Genomic DNA, 15,959 nt, shown 5'->3' with positions numbered 1-15,959 from the left:
TTGGAGGTGGCGAGCGTGAGTGAGTTTGAAAAGGATTTAAGAAAGAAAAAAGAGGGAACAGATACATTGAATCAGAATCAGGAGAATTCCACAAAGCCGGCAGTTCCGGCTGAAGGAGAAAATAATGCGCCGGCAGCACCGGCAAAGAAGCGTATTGCGGCAGTTTACCGTCCGCAGAACAGCACACAGAAACGTCCGGCAGGAAACCGCCAGCAGGGCGGTCAGAGACCGGCAAGACCGAACAACGGTTCCGGCATGCAGGTGAGACCGACGACAAACAGCGCGCCGGCAGAACCGGCAAAGGCAGCTGAGACTTCAGCAGCACCGGCACCGGAGAAAAAGGCGGAGACAGTTAAGACAGAGGCACCGGCACAGGATCTTCGTGAGAATGTCCGTCCGCTTCCGAACCAGAGCCGTCCGGAAGGACGCCAGGGCTTCCAGTCCAGAGAGAGCCGTCCGTTCCCGGGACGCGACGGAAACCGTGAGAGCGGAAGAGATAACCGCCAGGGCGGCTATCAGGGCAACAGAGATAATAATCGTCAGGGCGGCTACCAGGGTAACCGAGACGGAAACCGCCAGAGTGGCTACCAGGGCAACCGAGACGGAAACCGCCAGGGCGGCTATCAGGGCAACCGAGACGGAAACCGCCAGGGTGGCTACCAGGGCAACCGCGATAACAACCGTCAGGGCGGCTATCAGGGCAACAGAGACGGAAACCGCCAGGGTGGTTATCAGGGTAACAGAGATAACAATCGCCAGGGCGGCTACCAGGGCAACAGAGACGGAAACCGCCAGGGTGGCTACCAGGGCAACCGTGACAACAATCGTCAGGGCGGTTACCAGGGCAGAAACGACAACCGTCAGGGCGGAAACAGAAGCGGCATGGGCATTCCGAAGCCGTCCTTCGATACACCGCTTGCACAGAAGCAGCAGAACACAAAGCAGAGCAAGAACGCTTACAAGAAAGAGCATGACGCAAAGAAAGACCGCGATATCGAGATGAAAGGCAAGGCAGGAAAGGGCCAGAAGGGCGTAAAAGCTCCGGTTATGCCGCCGCAGCCGAAGAAGGAGGAGGCGAAGGTCGAGGAGATCAAGACCATCGTAATCCCGGAGGTTATCACGATCAAAGAACTCGCGGACAAGATGAAATTACAGCCGTCCGCAATCGTTAAGAAGCTCTTCTTACAGGGCACCATCGTTACGATCAACCAGGAGATCGACTTCGAGAAAGCCGAAGAGATCGCTATGGAGTATGATGTTCTCTGCGAGAAGGAGAAGAAGGTCAACGTCATCGAGGAACTCTTAAAAGAGGAAGAAGAGGACGAGAAGGACATGGTTCCGAGACCGCCGGTCATCTGCGTAATGGGTCATGTTGACCACGGTAAAACTTCCCTTCTTGACGCGATCCGCCAGACAAACGTAACCTCCAGAGAGGCAGGCGGTATCACACAGCACATCGGTGCCTATGTTGTTGAATACAACGGACAGAAGATCACATTCCTGGATACACCTGGTCACGAAGCGTTCACGGCAATGCGTATGCGTGGTGCCCAGGCAACAGATATCGCGATCCTCGTTGTCGCAGCGGACGACGGTGTTATGCCGCAGACCGTTGAGGCCATCAACCACGCGAAGGCAGCAGGCGTTGAGATCATCGTTGCTGTCAACAAGATCGATAAGCCGAGCGCAAACGTAGAGAGAGTAAAACAGGAGTTATCCGAGTATGAGCTGATTCCTGAGGACTGGGGCGGAAGCACCGTATTCGTACCGGTTTCCGCACATACAAAAGAGGGAATTCCGGAACTTCTCGAGATGATCCTCTTAACAGCAGAGGTAAAAGAGTTAAAGGCAAACCCGAACCGCCGCGCAAGAGGTCTCGTGATCGAGGCGCAGCTTGATAAGGGAAGAGGACCGGTGGCAACGATACTTGTACAGAAAGGTACCTTAAAGGTCGGTGACGCTATCGCCGCTGGCTGCTGCTACGGTAAAGTCCGCGCCATGATGGACGATAAGGGCAACCGTGTCAAAGAGGCTGGCCCGTCCACTCCGGTTGAGATCCTCGGACTCAACGATGTTCCGAACGCAGGTGAGGTATTCATCGCGCACCAGAACGAGAAAGAGGCAAGAAGCTTCGCAGAGACATTCATCGCAGAGAGCAAGAATAAGCTTATCGAAGATACAAAGGCAAAACTCTCCTTAGACGACCTGTTCTCACAGATCAAGGCCGGAAATGTCAAGGAACTTCCGATCATCGTAAAAGCCGATGTACAGGGTTCTGTAGAGGCTGTAAAACAGAGTCTCGTAAAACTTTCCAACGAGGAAGTTGTTGTCAAAGTCATCCACGGCGGCGTTGGCGCGATCAACGAGTCCGACGTTACACTTGCATCCGCTTCCAATGCGATCATCATCGGTTTCAACGTTCGTCCGGACGCACAGGCGAAGTCCATCGCGGACCGCGAGAAAGTCGACATGCGTCTGTACCGCGTCATCTATCAGGCGATCGAGGATGTAGAGGCTGCCATGAAGGGTATGCTGGATCCGGTATACGAGGAGCAGGTAACCGGTCATGCGGTTGTCCGCCAGACGTTCAAGGCATCCGGAGTCGGCACCATCGCCGGTTCCTATGTGCTTGACGGTAAGATCACCCGCGGAAGCAAGGCCCGCATCACGAGAGACGGTGAGCAGATCTTCGAGGGACCGCTTGCATCCTTAAAGCGTTTCAAGGACGACGTGAAGGAAGTCAACGCAGGCTACGAGTGCGGTCTTGTATTCGAGGGCTTCAACGATCTTCAGGAAGACGATATGATCGAAGTTTATATCATGGTAGAGGTGCCGAGATAGTTGTCTGTCAGGTCTGTGCATAGCCGCGGAGAGTTTCGTTTCGCGGCTATGTCCGGGATAGTCGTAAAAAAGAGGTAATATCATGAGAAAAAACAGTGTAAAAAATATCCGGATCAACGGCGAAGTCCAGAAAGCTCTGAGCGAAATCATCCGCTCCGAGCTCAAGGACCCGCGTGTTCATCCGATGACAAGCGTGGTCCAGGTCTCGGTCACACCGGACCTTAAGATCTGTAAGGCCTACATCAGCGTCCTTGCGGACGAGGAGCAGGCGAAAGATACGATCCGCGGTTTAAAGAGCGCGGAGGGCTTTATCAGAACCCAGCTTGCGAAAAAAGTAAATCTTCGGAACACTCCGCAGATCTTCTTCGTGCTGGACCAGTCTATCGAGTACGGCGTCCGCATGTCCAAGCTCATCGATGAGGTGACAAAGGATATGCCGGAGGAGCAGGAAGACGACGGAACTGAGAGCGAAAATTAAACGAAGGAACCGGTCTGCGTGGAAAATACGCGGACAGGAGCGTACTGAAATCATATAGAGGAATCCGGTCGGACACGCGTAACGCGGATTCTGCCGGATTTTTCTGTTTTTTATATTACAATACACATTAAGGGAGGCGGAACTTTTGGGAATTCTTGATGAGATGCTGGAAGGAAAGAAGAGCATTGTGATCCTGGGCCATGTAAATCCTGACGGGGACTGTATCGGTTCCTGTCTGGGACTCTATAATTATCTGAAGGAAAATTATGAGGGGCTTGAGGTCTCGGTGTATCTGGAGAAAATGGGAGTGAAATTTTCCTTTCTTTCCGGTTTTGAGGATGTACACACAGAATACGACGACACAAAAACATTTGACCTTTGCATCACATCGGATGCCAGCGACGTTCCACGCCTGGGCGTCTTCGCCCCGTACCGGGAGACAGCAAAAGATACATTCTGCGTTGACCACCACATCACGAACAAGGGAATGTGCAGGGTCAACGTGATCGAGAGCTGGGCAAGCTCCGCAAGTGAGGTGGTGTTCCGCCTTCTCGATAAGGGAAAGATCAGCAAAGCGGTCGCAGAGTGCCTGTATACGGGAATTGCTCATGACACCGGTATCTTCAAGTTCTCAAACACATCGAGACAGACCATGGAGATCGCCGGGTTTTTAATGGAAAAGGGCATCGATTTCCCAAAGATCATCGACGACAGCTTTTTTGCGAAGACATATGGTCAGGCGAAGATTCACGGCCGGGCTGTTCTCGAAAGTGTCCGGATTCTGGATAACCGTTGTGTATACACGGTTGTCACGACGGATGAGTTAAGGGAATATGGCTGCACCGTAAAGGCCACGGACGGAATCGTGGACCAGCTTCGGATCATTGAAGGCATCGAGATCGCGTTTCTGCTCTACCAGACGGGAAATCCTGACGAGTACAAGGTGAGCCTCAGAACGAACTCCGCAGTGGATGTGAGCCGGATCGCCCTGAGCTTCGGCGGCGGCGGACATGTGAAGGCCGCAGGCTGCACGATGACGGGGGAGCCGCAGGAGATCGTGGAGAAGATCAGCGGAAAGATCCGCGAGCAGTGGGAAGAGCTCAAGTAACGAACACCGGAGGAAAGAATGTACGACGGAATTATTAACGTATATAAAGAAAAAGGATTCACCTCCCACGATGTGGTGGCGAAAATGCGGGGGATCCTGGGTCAGAGAAAGATCGGTCATACGGGGACTCTCGATCCGGCGGCGGAAGGCGTTCTTCCGGTGTGCGCCGGAAAAGGCACAAAGCTCTGCGATATGCTGACTGACCACGACAAGACATACAGGGCTGTTCTTCTTCTGGGAACCGAGACGGACACGGAGGACACGACGGGTACGGTGCTGGAGACGAAAGAAACATCGGGCCTCACTGAAAAAGAAGTGCAGGACGCGGTCCTCTCCTTTATCGGGGATTACGCCCAGATTCCGCCGATGTACTCGGCACTCAAGGTCGATGGAAAGAAGCTCTATGAGCTTGCGAGAGAGGGGAAAAACGTGGAGCGGAAGGCGCGCCCGGTTAAGATCTTCGATATCCAGATCGAGAAGATGGAGCTCCCGGAGGTCACGATGACCGTGTCCTGTTCAAAGGGAACTTATATCCGAACCTTGTGCCATGATATCGGCGCGAAGCTCTCCGTCGGCGGCTGTATGAAGGAGCTGCTTCGGACAAAGGTGGGCCGGTTTGAACTCTCGGAGAGCCTGACACTGGACGAGCTTCAGAAGTTAAAAGAGGAAGACCGGTTGGCGGAGGCCGTACTTCCGGTGGAGGAAGTTTTCAAGGAGCTTCCGGAGATCCGCTCGGATACGGAGGAGCTCGATAAGCTCTTAAAGAACGGAAATCCGTTCCGCAGCCGCGCGGTAAAAGATATAAGGGGCGGGGACATGTTCCGGGTTTATCATTCGGATGGAACCTTTATCGGGGTGTTTAGGTACGACGAAGGGAAACACATGTACTATCCGGAAAAAATCTTTCTGGGAGGAAATTGACATGCAGTACATCGCGGAAACCAGAGAGTTTCAGATCAAAGAGAAGACAGTCGTCAGCATCGGTAAATTCGACGGTCTCCACAGGGGACACCAGAAGCTGATGCATGAGATGTTAAAATGGAAGGAACAAGGCTTTAAGATCGCCGTGTTCACCTTCGCGACGCCTCCGGGAACCCTGGTAAAGGGAAAGATGCAGACTATGATCATGACGAACCCGGAGCGTGAGATGCTTTTGGAGAAAGCCGGTGTTGACTACATCGTAGAATACCCGTTTGATGAGGAAGTATGCCATATGGCACCGGAGAAGTTCGTCTCCGACATCCTGGTGGGACACATGAACGCCGGGGTCATCGTTTCCGGTCCGGACTGCCACTTTGGATACAAGGCAGCCGGGGACTGCGCGATGCTGGAGCGCCTGTCGTCTGAGTACGGATACCGCTATTTTGTTGTTGACAAGGAGCGGGACGAGGAAGGAAAGATCATCAGCAGCACCTACATCCGTGAGATGCTGGCGGACGGAAATATCATAAAGGCAAACAAGCTTTTGGGGTATTATTACTTTGTCACCGGAACGGTGCAGCATGGAAACGCCATCGGACACACAAAATTATATCCGACGGCGAACCTGATCCCGCCGGCGGTGAAACACCTGCCGAAGTTCGGCGTCTATGTGACGAGGGTGACCGTGGACGGAAAAACTTACGGCGGACTGACAAATGTGGGGGCAAAGCCTACGATCTCCGGGGAAAATCCGGTGGGAGTGGAGACTTATCTCTATAATTTTGCGGGAGATCTCTACGGAAAAGAGATGAAAGTGGAGCTTCTCGACTTTGTGAGACCGGAGATGAAGTTTGAGTCTATCGGCGCGCTGAAGGCACAGCTGGACCATGATATCAAGGAGTGCCAGAGACGGTATCTGGAGTTTGCGTAAATATTCATAAATTTCAGAAAAGTATCATAAAAAAGAACATCATCCGTTTCCCGCAAAAGGATGGGAGACGGGCGTATCTAAAAAGAGAAGGTAACTGTCTGGAAAAGCTTTGCCCATGCAGTGCGGATCTGACGGACAGTTATACATGGAGAAGGAAGAATTGGAGTTAGAAAATAAGCCGGAAGGCGTGGGAAAAGAAAAGCAGGCGCCGGAACAGAAGCCGGCGATGACATATGCGGAATTTAAGGCCCAGAAAGGGAGAAAACGGGGGAAAAACCGTGGGACCGGAATGAATAAGGACCTGGCGGTAAAGATCGCGGCTGTGTGCGGCGGCGTGGTCGTTCTCGTTGGTGCCGTTGGCGGCGGCCTCTACTGGCATGAATCCTCAAAATACAAGACATGTTTTCTGCCCGGAACCATCGTTGACGGCATGGATGTGACGGGAAAGACGGCATCGGAAGTGGAAGACGCCATCATGGAGCAGTTAAAGGGATATACGCTGACCATCAATGGGCGCGAGGATCTCTCTGAGTCCATCACCGGGGAGAGTGTGGGACTTTACGCGGAGTTTGATGATACGTTAGATAAGGCCATCGCCTCCCAGAAGCCGATGGACTGGGGAAAATACCGGTTTGGAAAAGCGGTGAATGAGGTAAATACGGATGCCCTGCTCCGCTACAGCGACGATATGCTGAATGAGGCATTAGAAGGTCTCTCCTGCATGGACGAGGAAAATATGAGAGAGCCGGAGGACGCGAAGATCTCTGATTATGATTCCGCAACAGGCTCTTACTCGATCATAAAAGAGGATGAGGGAACGGAGCTCCAGGAGGACAAGGTGAAAGAGGCGGTCGCCACTGCGATCATGTCCCTGGCGGAGAGCGTGGACCTCGAGGAGCAGGGATGTTATCTGGCTCCTTCGGTGACCTCCGAGGACGAGGCACTTAAGACGGCCTGCGAGACCATGAACAAGTATGTGGGGGCGAAGATCACATATAAGTTTGGAGATAAAGCGGAGACGCTGAACGGAAATGAGATCCATAACTGGCTCACGGTCAACGGGACGAGCGTCAGTGTCAGCGAGTCGAAGGCGGCGGAGTATGTCAAGAACCTGGCATCCACCTGTAACACCGCGTATAAGCCGAAGACATTGAAGACATCCTACGGAAAGACGGTGACCATTACCACCGGAAATTACGGATGGAAGATCGACCAGGCGAAGGAGACGGTAGCTCTCGTGAGCCTCATCAAAAATGGGGAGCAGACATCCAGAGAGCCGGAATATTCCCAGAAGGCCGCGAGCCATTCGGGAAATGATTATGGAAATACATACGTGGAAATCAACCTGACGGCGCAGCATCTTTACTTCTATGCGAATGGAAAGCTTCTTGTGGAGTCGGATTTCGTGTCCGGAAATGCTGCGAAGGGCTGGAGTACCCCGGCGGGTGCTTATTCCATCACGTATAAGCAGAGAAATGCGACCCTGAAAGGCCAGGGATACGCGACTCCTGTTTCCTACTGGATGCCGTTTAACGGCGGAATCGGTCTGCATGACGCGAATTGGAGAAAGACATTTGGCGGAACGATCTACAAGAATGGCGGATCCCACGGCTGCGTCAACCTGCCGCCGGCAGTGGCGAAGACCATCTACGAGAACATCTCCGCGGGAGATCCGGTCCTGTGCTACCATTTAGACGGCACGGAGAGCTCCAAGACCAGCGGAACGAAGAAGGACGGAACGGCGGAGACAACGGCAGCTACGACGGCAGTGCCGACAGCCGCGGCACCTGAGACGACGGCAGCACCGGCGACCACGGCAGCGCCGGAAACGACCGCGGCGGGACCGTCCGTGCCGGAGACAACCGCGGCACCTGAGACGACACCTGCAGTTACGGCGGGCGGGGACAACGAGAGCTTCGGACCGGGATTCGTGCAGGAGACGGAAGGCATGACAGAGCAGGAAGTCGGACCTGGATTTTAAAATCGGTTTAAAAGAAAAGCAGTTCAATTCCGTGACGTTTAAACACGATTTGAACTGCTTTTTTGAACTGGAAGATTCTGGGTTACAGTTCAGCCATGCGCTGGTTTGAATGAGAAAGTGTGTTGCAAGCTTGCTTGCATAAGCACTTTTTCATCCAAATCAGCATATGGTGGAACCACCAAGCTTCTTGTTTTCATGAATATGAAAACAAGAAGATGTAATGGCTGAACTGTAACGATTCTGGGGCTTTTTATGAAAAAACATATTTACTTTTAAAGACAGGTATGCTATACTGTCAGAGTATGTGAAAGCGCCGACACTCGGTCAGCGGATAACTCCAACCGGGACCTGGTGATCGGTAAGTTTAAAGAATTTTAAGGAGGAAATCACAATGATTTCAAAGGAAAAGAAAGCAGCTATTATCGCTGAGTACGGCAGAAAACCGGGAGACACAGGTTCACCGGAGGTTCAGATCGCAATTCTTACAGCAAGAATCGCAGAGCTCACAGAGCATTTAAAAGTTAACCCGAAAGATCATCACTCCAGACGTGGTCTTCTTATGATGGTAGGTCAGAGACGTGGTCTTCTTGCATACCTTAAGAAATCTGATCTTGAAGGATACCGTGCTCTTATTGAGAAGTTAGGCATCAGAAAGTAATAGCAGACTTATGGGTGGAGCGCATGATTTCGTGTACTCCACCTTTGTTGTAATTGACAGACGGAAGAAACTTCCGAGACCGCTAAAGTAGGCATGAGTGATCCGGAGCTTACGGGTTCGCGTGTTAACCAATGCGTGGATCATGTTTAGTTTAGTAGTTTCGGCTTCTTCTGTCGCAACATTTAAGAAAAGGAGACGAAGCCATGTTTAAGAGTTTTTCCATGGAACTTGCAGGACGTACCCTTACCGTTGAGGTAGGCCGTGTTGCAAAGCAGGCAAATGGTGCAGCATTCATGCACTACGGCGATACAGTTGTTCTTTCTACCGCAACTGCATCTGACAAGCCGAGAGACGGGATCGATTTCTTCCCGTTAAGCGTAGAATATGAAGAAAAATTATACTCCGTAGGAAAAATCCCGGGCGGATTCACAAAGAGAGAGGGAAAGGCATCCGAGAACGCGACCCTTACTTCCCGTGTTATCGACCGTCCGATGCGTCCATTATTCCCGAAGGACTACAGAAACGACGTAACACTTGACAACATTGTTATGTCCGTTGACCCGGAGTGCAGCCCGGAGCTCACAGCTATGCTCGGTTCCGCGATCGCTACATGCATTTCCGATATCCCGTTCGACGGTCCGTGTGCAATGACCCAGGTAGGTCTTATTGACGGCGAGTTCATTATCAACCCGACATCCGCTCAGAAGAAGGTATCTGATCTTGCTCTTACCGTTGCGTCCACAAGAGAGAAGGTTATCATGATCGAGGCTGGCGCAAAGGAAGTTCCGGAGCAGACCATGATCAACGCGATCTTCAAGGCACACGAAGTAAACCAGGAGATCATTAAATTCATCGACCGCATCGTTGCTGAGTGCGGTAAAGAAAAGCACACTTACGAGAGCTGCGCAATTCCGGATGAGCTGTTCGCTGCGATCAAAGAGATCGTTCCGCCGGCTGAGATGGAAGAGGCAGTATTTACAGACGAGAAGCAGAAACGTGAGGAGAACATCCGCCAGATCACAGAGCGTCTCGAAGAGGCATTTGCTGAAAACGAAGAGTGGCTTCCGCTTATCGGACAGGCTGTCTACCAGTATCAGAAGAAGACCGTAAGAAAGATGATCTTAAAAGACCACAAGCGCCCGGATGGCCGCCGCATCGACGAGATCCGTCCGTTAGCTGCTGAGATCGATATCCTTCCGCGCGTACATGGTTCCGGTATGTTCACCCGTGGACAGACTCAGATCTTAAACGCATGCACACTTGCTCCGCTTTCCGAGGCACAGCGTCTTGACGGTCTTGATGAGAATGAGACAACAAAGAGATATATGCACCATTACAACTTCCCGTCCTTCTCCGTAGGTGAGACAAAGCCGTCCAGAGGACCGGGACGCCGTGAAATCGGTCATGGCGCTCTTGCTGAGCGTGCCCTTGTACCGGTACTTCCGAGCGAGGAAGAGTTCCCGTACGCGATCCGTACTGTATCTGAGACAATGGAGTCCAACGGTTCCACATCCCAGGCCAGCATCTGTGCATCTACCCTGTCCCTTATGGCAGCAGGTGTTCCGATCAAGACTATGGTAGCCGGTATCTCCTGCGGTCTTGTAACAGGCGAGACAGACGACGATTACATCGTTCTTACCGATATCCAGGGTCTTGAGGACTTCTTCGGAGACATGGACTTCAAGGTAGGCGGTACTCACGAAGGTATCACTGCGATCCAGATGGATATCAAGATCCACGGTTTAACACGCCCGATCATCGAGGAGGCGATCAGACGCTGCCGTGAAGCAAGACTTTACATCATGGATAACATTATGGCTCCGGTTATCAGCGAGCCGAGAAAGACTCTGTCCAAGTACGCTCCGAAGATCACACAGATCACCATCGATCCGGCTAAGATTGGCGATGTAGTCGGCAAGCAGGGTAAAGTGATCAATAAGATCATCGAGGAGACAGGAGTTAAGATCGACATCACAGACGACGGTGCTGTCAATGTCTGCGGTACTGATCAGGAGATGATCGACAAGGCCATCGCTACGATCAAGAACATCGTGACAGATGTTGAGCCGGGCATGATCTACACAGGTAAGGTTGTCCGCATCATGGAATTCGGCGCATTTGTTGAGCTTGCTCCGAATAAGGATGGTATGGTTCACATCTCCAAGCTTTCCGACAAGCGTGTCGCTAAGGTTGAGGATGTTGTCAACATCGGCGATGAGGTTACGGTAAGAGTCGTTGAGGTAGACCGCATGGGAAGGATCAACCTGACCATGAGACCGGAAGATATGACAGCAGACCTTGAGAAGTTAACACGTCCGGAAAGACGCGAGAGAAGCGACCGCCCGGAGAGACGCGATGACAGAAGAGGCGGACGCCGCGACGACAGACGCGAGCGTTCTGAGAAGAAGGAAGATAACGAGTAAGACATGTCAGAGTCTGGTTATGTGCCAGTTTTGGTTACTGCATGACTGAACGGTGCTGCTTACGATAAATACATGGGCCGCAGCCTGCAGCGTTTGCTTTGCAGCCTGCGGCTCATGTTGATTAAAAAAAGATCGGAGAGGAGAAAACTATGACATTTACATATCCTGCCGTATTTACAGAGAAAGAAGATGGAACCGGTTATCACGCATTCTTTCCGGATCTGGAGATGTGTGAGGCGGACGGTGCCGATTTAGAGGACGCTATCGAAAACGCCAGAGATGCAGCCCAGAACTGGATCAGCGTAGAGCTGGAAGAATTCGAGGGCGACCTGCCTTTCGCGACTCATGTAGACGATATTGAGCTTGCAGAGAATCAGGTTGCGAAGCAGATCATGGTAAAGATCAAGTTTTTACCGGACAGCGACTGATGGGATTTTTGCTTTCCAGCTTACGTGTTCTTACGGTCAGCGCAGCAAGTGGGCAGATCTGCTGAACAGTTACGAATAAGAAACTCATATAAATGGGATCCCCGGAATAGGATTGTAACAAAATCCATGATGGGGATCTTATTTTATGTTCAGACGTTTGCCAAGGCGCGCGAGAAAGGTGCTTACGGTGCTGGGAGTCCTGATGGTGATCTTGGGTGGGATTGCGGCATTTACCGGATGTCAGTCCGGAAATTCTGAGGAGAAGCAGGGAGAAGACCTGGAATTTACAGTCACCGGGGAGGCGGATATCCCGGCGGCATTAAAGGAGCTGATCGACAAAAAGCGGGAAAAACCATTCAAGCTTACATACGCGGACGGGCTGGAAATGTATATCGTCATCGGCGAGGGTCCGCAGAAAGGCGGCGGCTACAGCGTGGCGGTGAAGGAACTCTATGAGACGGATAATTCCATCGTGATCCGCACGGAACTTACGGGACCGGAGGCTGGTGAGGCGAGGGGGACAGAGAACTCGTATCCGGTGCTGATCGTGAAGACAGAGTATCGGGATAAGCCGGTGGTATTTCAGTAAAGCCTGACTGTCGTGTTTTGCTTACAAATGCGTTTCCTTATATTGTGTAATCGGAAATTACTTTATATAGGTAAGACAGACTCGATATTTTGCACTGATGTATTGAGTTAACGCTTTACTTTGATAATCATTTCTGATAGAATACATGTAATCAGCCATAAATGTCCTGACGGCAGATGTGGAACGTGACCGATTGACCAAAATGATCTGATGTGAAGAAATTCGGACACACAATATGGGCAGAATACGTATGATAGACAGAGAAAATATGTCTTAAAAGATTACAACGGGATGGCAGAGGAGAGGAAAAACATGTTGTTGAAAGATATCTGGCTTGATGTAAAGGCGGTTCAGGAGAGAGATCCGGCGGCGAGAAGCGCGCTGGAGGTCCTGCTTTTATACCAGGGAGTCCATGCCCTGATCTGGCACCGGATCGCCCACTGGTTCTGGACCCACAATATGCGGTTCCTCGGTCGTCTGATCTCCCAGATCGCCAGATTTTTCACTCTGATCGAGATCCATCCGGGCGCGGTCCTGGGACATGGGATCCTCATCGACCACGGCTGCGGCATCGTCATCGGCGAGACCACGGTGGTGGGGGATAACTGCACGATCTACCAGGGCGTGACGTTGGGCGGTGTCGGAACAAAGAAGGGAAAACGCCATCCGACCATCGGAAACAATGTCCTCATCGGAGCCGGAGCGAAGATCCTCGGCGCCTTCGAGGTGGGTGACAACTGCCAGATCGCGGCGAACGCGGTCCTCTTAAAGCCCCTGGAGGAGAACAGCACCGCAGCCGGAATCCCCGCGAGACAGGTCAAAAAGGACGGCGTGCCGGTGAAAGACCCGTCAAAGAAGATCAACACGGAACACATCTGCAAGATGCAGGAGACCATCGACGAGCTGGAGCGCCGGGTGAAAGAGCTGGAGAAGGAGCTGGAAAAGGCGAAGGAGGAGCTGTAGCAGAATAGATCTAAGCAGCAGTACAACCGGAGGACCTTTAAGCAGACCTGCGGAGGTGCTGCATTGAGCGAAAAGAAGCTCAGGCTGCCAGACCGAAAGTAACAACGGGCGCAACTGTTCAGTAGGTCTGCGCACTTGCTGCGCTGACCGTAAGAAAACATAGGCTGGAGGGCAAAAATCCCATCAGCGAAGCTGATCTGGAATGGATTTTTGCGTGTAACTATGAAGGTACTGAATAGTTACCAACGGGCATAAAATAATAACTGCCATCATACAATTTCCTAAAGCATGGCTTTGGAAAGGTATGGTGGCGTTTTTATGATGGAACTTTTGAAGAAACATATCCACATGAACCGTCGCAGGGGGAACGTCACGTCCCAGATGACCCTGGATGACGATTTCAATGTGCCGGATTCTATGGATGATGTGGAAGAACTGATCATGGAGAACGGGGAGGTAAAAATCGAGTCGGTGAAGAACCCCGGCGAGAAGGCGGAGATCAGTGGAAAACTGGAATTCCGGATCCTGTACCGGCGGCCCGGCGGAGAACTCACAGCTCTTGCCGGCAGCATCCCGTTTACGGAGACCGTACATATGCCGGGGCTTGCGGAGAATGACTACGTGCAGGCGGGCTGGGAGCTGGATGATCTGAATGTGAGTCTCATCAACTCGAGAAAACTGAATGTCAAGGCGTTAGTGACCCTGGAACTCAAGGCGGACGAGATCCGGGACATGGAGACGGCGTCGGACGTGAAATTCGACGGTGAGGTGGAGGTATTGAAGAAGACGCTGACCGTGGCTGCCATCGCCGTTCGGCGGCGGGACACGTTCCGGGTGCGGGAAGTCCTTACGATCCCTGGAAACGACCCGGACGCGGAGACGCTTTTGTGGCAGGATATGCGGCTTCAGGATGTGGAGACAAAGCCCCTCGACGGGAAGATCCATATCAGCGGCGATCTTCTGGTATTTGCAGTCTACTCTGCGGGCGGCGGGCAGATGCCGGTGCAGTGTTTCGAGGAGACTGTGCCGTTTTCCGGGAATGTGGAGCTCACAGAATCAGCGGAGGACATGATCCCGTTTATCACGGTGAAGTTAGTGCACCGGGATATGGAACTGCAGCCGGATTCCGACGGCGAGATGCGGGAGATATCCGTGGACGCGGTCATGGAACTGGACATCAGGCTCTACGAGGAAGAGCAGGTGGAGCTTCTCGGGGACCTCTATGCCCTGGACCGGGAGGCGGTTCCGGAGACAGGGACGGTGTGCTTTGATACGCTGGCAGTGCGGAACCAGGTGAAGACGAAGATCCAGGAGAAGGTCCAGCTCACCGGAAGGCAGCGGATCCTGCAGGTATGCCACAGCGACGGGGACGTGAAGATCGATGAGGTCCAGATCAAGGAGGACGGAATCCACATGGACGGGGTCCTGGAGATCCGGCTTTTATACCTGACGGCGGATGACCAGGCACCTGTGGGGGCAGCGTCGGAGGTGCTGCCGTTCCATCTGATGGCAGCCGCGGATGGTCTGACGCAGGATGTGGTATATGAGATTGAACCGGGAATCTCCGGGCTTACAGCTGTCATGGCAGGCGGGGACGCTGTGGAGGTGAAGGCTCAGATCACGGCGGATGTGCTGGTGTTAAAGCCTGTCTGCGAGCAGACGGTCCTGAGCGTGGCGGAGGAACCTTTGGATACGGAGCGGCTCAAAAAAATTCCGGGGATCATCGGATATGTGGTGAAGCCGGGGGACAGTCTCTGGAAGATCGCCAGGATGTTCCACACAAGCGTAGAACGGATCATGGAGCTAAACCACCTGTCAGACAGCACGATCCGGCCGGGCGACAGGCTGATTTTAGTGAAAACGGTGCAGGGATAGAGCTGGTTCCGCGTGTGACTGTTGTCCGGTGCTGCTTTTTATTGAAAAAACAAGTGCAAAATGCGGCAATGTGTGATTTTCCCCGAATGTCTGGTTGCAATTCGGGGAAAATTTTATATAATGGTATGAGTGGGATTTTCTGCTCGCAGCAAAATGACATTGGTCAGGAGCGACAGAATGTTATGGAATATGCCAGAATCGGAAACAGAAGAATGCTCCTGTAACGTTCTGAAAACTGCGGCATAAAATAACAGTACCACAGAAAATCACATCTAAGGCATCCCGATGCTTTCATATAGATTCCGCGGGCTCAGGCTTTCGGAGAACGGTGATGGATTCCATGGTCCCATTGCCGTTTACATAACATGTAAAGTGTCAGAGAGCAGGGAATGTCGGGGCAGGATACAGGCGGGTGCCGGTATCGCCGTGAAATGGAGAAAACATGAACTATACATATCTTCTGGAATGTTCGGACGGGACACTCTACTGCGGCTGGACGAATGACCTGGAAAAAAGGGTGAAGGCGCACAATTCCGGGCGCGGGGCGAAGTACACGAAGTCCAGACGGCCGGTGCGGCTTGTGTGGTATGAGACTTTCGAGACGAAGGAAGAGGCGATGAGCCGGGAAGCGAAGGTAAAACAGCTTTCCCGGAATCAGAAGGATGAACTGGTGGCCCATGGGCCGGTTGAAAGGCCGATTTCCTGAAAAGCCCCGTAAGCGTGCGGCAGAGCATTGTTTATTGCGCTGGCCGCAGGAAAACAT

At 52.4% G+C, this 15,959-nt stretch carries 13 protein-coding genes; all 13 read left to right on the top strand.

The window, feature by feature from the left end; all coding sequences use genetic code 11:
- The first annotated feature begins 15 nt into the window (after nt 1-15).
- The 13 genes from infB (at nt 16) to DW677_RS07125 (ending at nt 15,902) form a co-directional block, all read left to right on the top strand.
- The gene (gene infB, locus DW677_RS07185; RefSeq protein ID WP_242992122.1) at nt 16-2,841 is read left to right on the top strand and encodes a translation initiation factor IF-2; all 2,826 of its coding nucleotides are present in this window, start codon (nt 16-18) and stop codon (nt 2,839-2,841) included.
- Nucleotides 2,842-2,923: 82 nt separating this feature from the next.
- The gene (gene rbfA / locus DW677_RS07180) at nt 2,924-3,319 is read left to right on the top strand and encodes a 30S ribosome-binding factor RbfA (RefSeq protein WP_021904670.1); all 396 of its coding nucleotides are present in this window, start codon (nt 2,924-2,926) and stop codon (nt 3,317-3,319) included.
- 145 nt (nt 3,320-3,464) lie between these two features.
- Entirely contained in the window at nt 3,465-4,427 is a 963-nt protein-coding gene (locus DW677_RS07175; protein ID WP_181968321.1) for a bifunctional oligoribonuclease/PAP phosphatase NrnA, read from the top strand.
- Nucleotides 4,428-4,445: 18 nt separating this feature from the next.
- Nucleotides 4,446-5,348 (top strand): tRNA pseudouridine(55) synthase TruB, encoded by a 903-nt coding sequence (gene truB / locus DW677_RS07170; protein ID WP_117566757.1) that lies wholly within the window; start codon nt 4,446-4,448, stop codon nt 5,346-5,348.
- Nucleotide 5,349: 1 nt separating this feature from the next.
- The gene (locus DW677_RS07165) at nt 5,350-6,279 is read left to right on the top strand and encodes a bifunctional riboflavin kinase/FAD synthetase (protein WP_117470762.1); all 930 of its coding nucleotides are present in this window, start codon (nt 5,350-5,352) and stop codon (nt 6,277-6,279) included.
- Between the two features lie 145 nt (nt 6,280-6,424).
- Nucleotides 6,425-8,260, top strand: a complete 1,836-nt coding sequence (locus DW677_RS07160) for a L,D-transpeptidase family protein (protein ID WP_207658981.1) — start codon at nt 6,425-6,427, stop codon at nt 8,258-8,260.
- A 391-nt stretch (nt 8,261-8,651) separates the two neighbouring features.
- The gene (gene rpsO, locus DW677_RS07155) at nt 8,652-8,918 is read left to right on the top strand and encodes a 30S ribosomal protein S15 (protein ID WP_117552104.1); all 267 of its coding nucleotides are present in this window, start codon (nt 8,652-8,654) and stop codon (nt 8,916-8,918) included.
- A 203-nt stretch (nt 8,919-9,121) separates the two neighbouring features.
- Nucleotides 9,122-11,341 (top strand): polyribonucleotide nucleotidyltransferase, encoded by a 2,220-nt coding sequence (locus DW677_RS07150; protein ID WP_117566755.1) that lies wholly within the window; start codon nt 9,122-9,124, stop codon nt 11,339-11,341.
- Nucleotides 11,342-11,490: 149 nt separating this feature from the next.
- Complete coding sequence (locus DW677_RS07145; RefSeq protein WP_015553621.1) at nt 11,491-11,769, top strand: type II toxin-antitoxin system HicB family antitoxin; 279 nt, start codon at nt 11,491-11,493, stop codon at nt 11,767-11,769.
- Nucleotides 11,770-11,914: 145 nt separating this feature from the next.
- Entirely contained in the window at nt 11,915-12,358 is a 444-nt protein-coding gene (locus DW677_RS07140; RefSeq protein WP_015553620.1) for a protease complex subunit PrcB family protein, read from the top strand.
- A 291-nt stretch (nt 12,359-12,649) separates the two neighbouring features.
- Nucleotides 12,650-13,321, top strand: coding sequence for a serine O-acetyltransferase (cysE, locus tag DW677_RS07135; RefSeq protein ID WP_181967987.1), 672 nt, complete (start codon nt 12,650-12,652; stop codon nt 13,319-13,321).
- Between the two features lie 318 nt (nt 13,322-13,639).
- Entirely contained in the window at nt 13,640-15,196 is a 1,557-nt protein-coding gene (locus DW677_RS07130; RefSeq protein WP_117503498.1) for an SPOCS domain-containing protein, read from the top strand.
- A 442-nt stretch (nt 15,197-15,638) separates the two neighbouring features.
- Complete coding sequence (locus DW677_RS07125; protein ID WP_117566754.1) at nt 15,639-15,902, top strand: GIY-YIG nuclease family protein; 264 nt, start codon at nt 15,639-15,641, stop codon at nt 15,900-15,902.
- Nucleotides 15,903-15,959: the final 57 nt, after the last annotated feature.

It is taken from the genome of Clostridium sp. AM25-23AC, assembly GCF_003435125.1.
Taxonomy (GTDB): domain Bacteria; phylum Bacillota; class Clostridia; order Lachnospirales; family Lachnospiraceae; genus Pilosibacter; species Pilosibacter fragilis.
This window is presented reverse-complemented; position numbering and strand designations above follow the sequence as displayed.

What these genes read in the sequence shown, in the direction of transcription:
- DW677_RS07150 (WP_117566755.1), top strand. Translation starts at nt 9,122, where the DNA reads ATGTTTAAGAGTTTTTCCATGGAACTTGCAGGACGTACCCTTACCGTT.
- DW677_RS07130 (WP_117503498.1), top strand. Translation starts at nt 13,640, where the DNA reads ATGATGGAACTTTTGAAGAAACATATCCACATGAACCGTCGCAGGGGG.
- DW677_RS07160 (WP_207658981.1), top strand. Translation starts at nt 6,425, where the DNA reads ATGGAGAAGGAAGAATTGGAGTTAGAAAATAAGCCGGAAGGCGTGGGA.
- rpsO (WP_117552104.1), top strand. Translation starts at nt 8,652, where the DNA reads ATGATTTCAAAGGAAAAGAAAGCAGCTATTATCGCTGAGTACGGCAGA.
- DW677_RS07125 (WP_117566754.1), top strand. Translation starts at nt 15,639, where the DNA reads ATGAACTATACATATCTTCTGGAATGTTCGGACGGGACACTCTACTGC.
- DW677_RS07165 (WP_117470762.1), top strand. Translation starts at nt 5,350, where the DNA reads ATGCAGTACATCGCGGAAACCAGAGAGTTTCAGATCAAAGAGAAGACA.
- DW677_RS07140 (WP_015553620.1), top strand. Translation starts at nt 11,915, where the DNA reads ATGTTCAGACGTTTGCCAAGGCGCGCGAGAAAGGTGCTTACGGTGCTG.
- rbfA (WP_021904670.1), top strand. Translation starts at nt 2,924, where the DNA reads ATGAGAAAAAACAGTGTAAAAAATATCCGGATCAACGGCGAAGTCCAG.
- cysE (WP_181967987.1), top strand. Translation starts at nt 12,650, where the DNA reads ATGGCAGAGGAGAGGAAAAACATGTTGTTGAAAGATATCTGGCTTGAT.
- DW677_RS07145 (WP_015553621.1), top strand. Translation starts at nt 11,491, where the DNA reads ATGACATTTACATATCCTGCCGTATTTACAGAGAAAGAAGATGGAACC.
- truB (WP_117566757.1), top strand. Translation starts at nt 4,446, where the DNA reads ATGTACGACGGAATTATTAACGTATATAAAGAAAAAGGATTCACCTCC.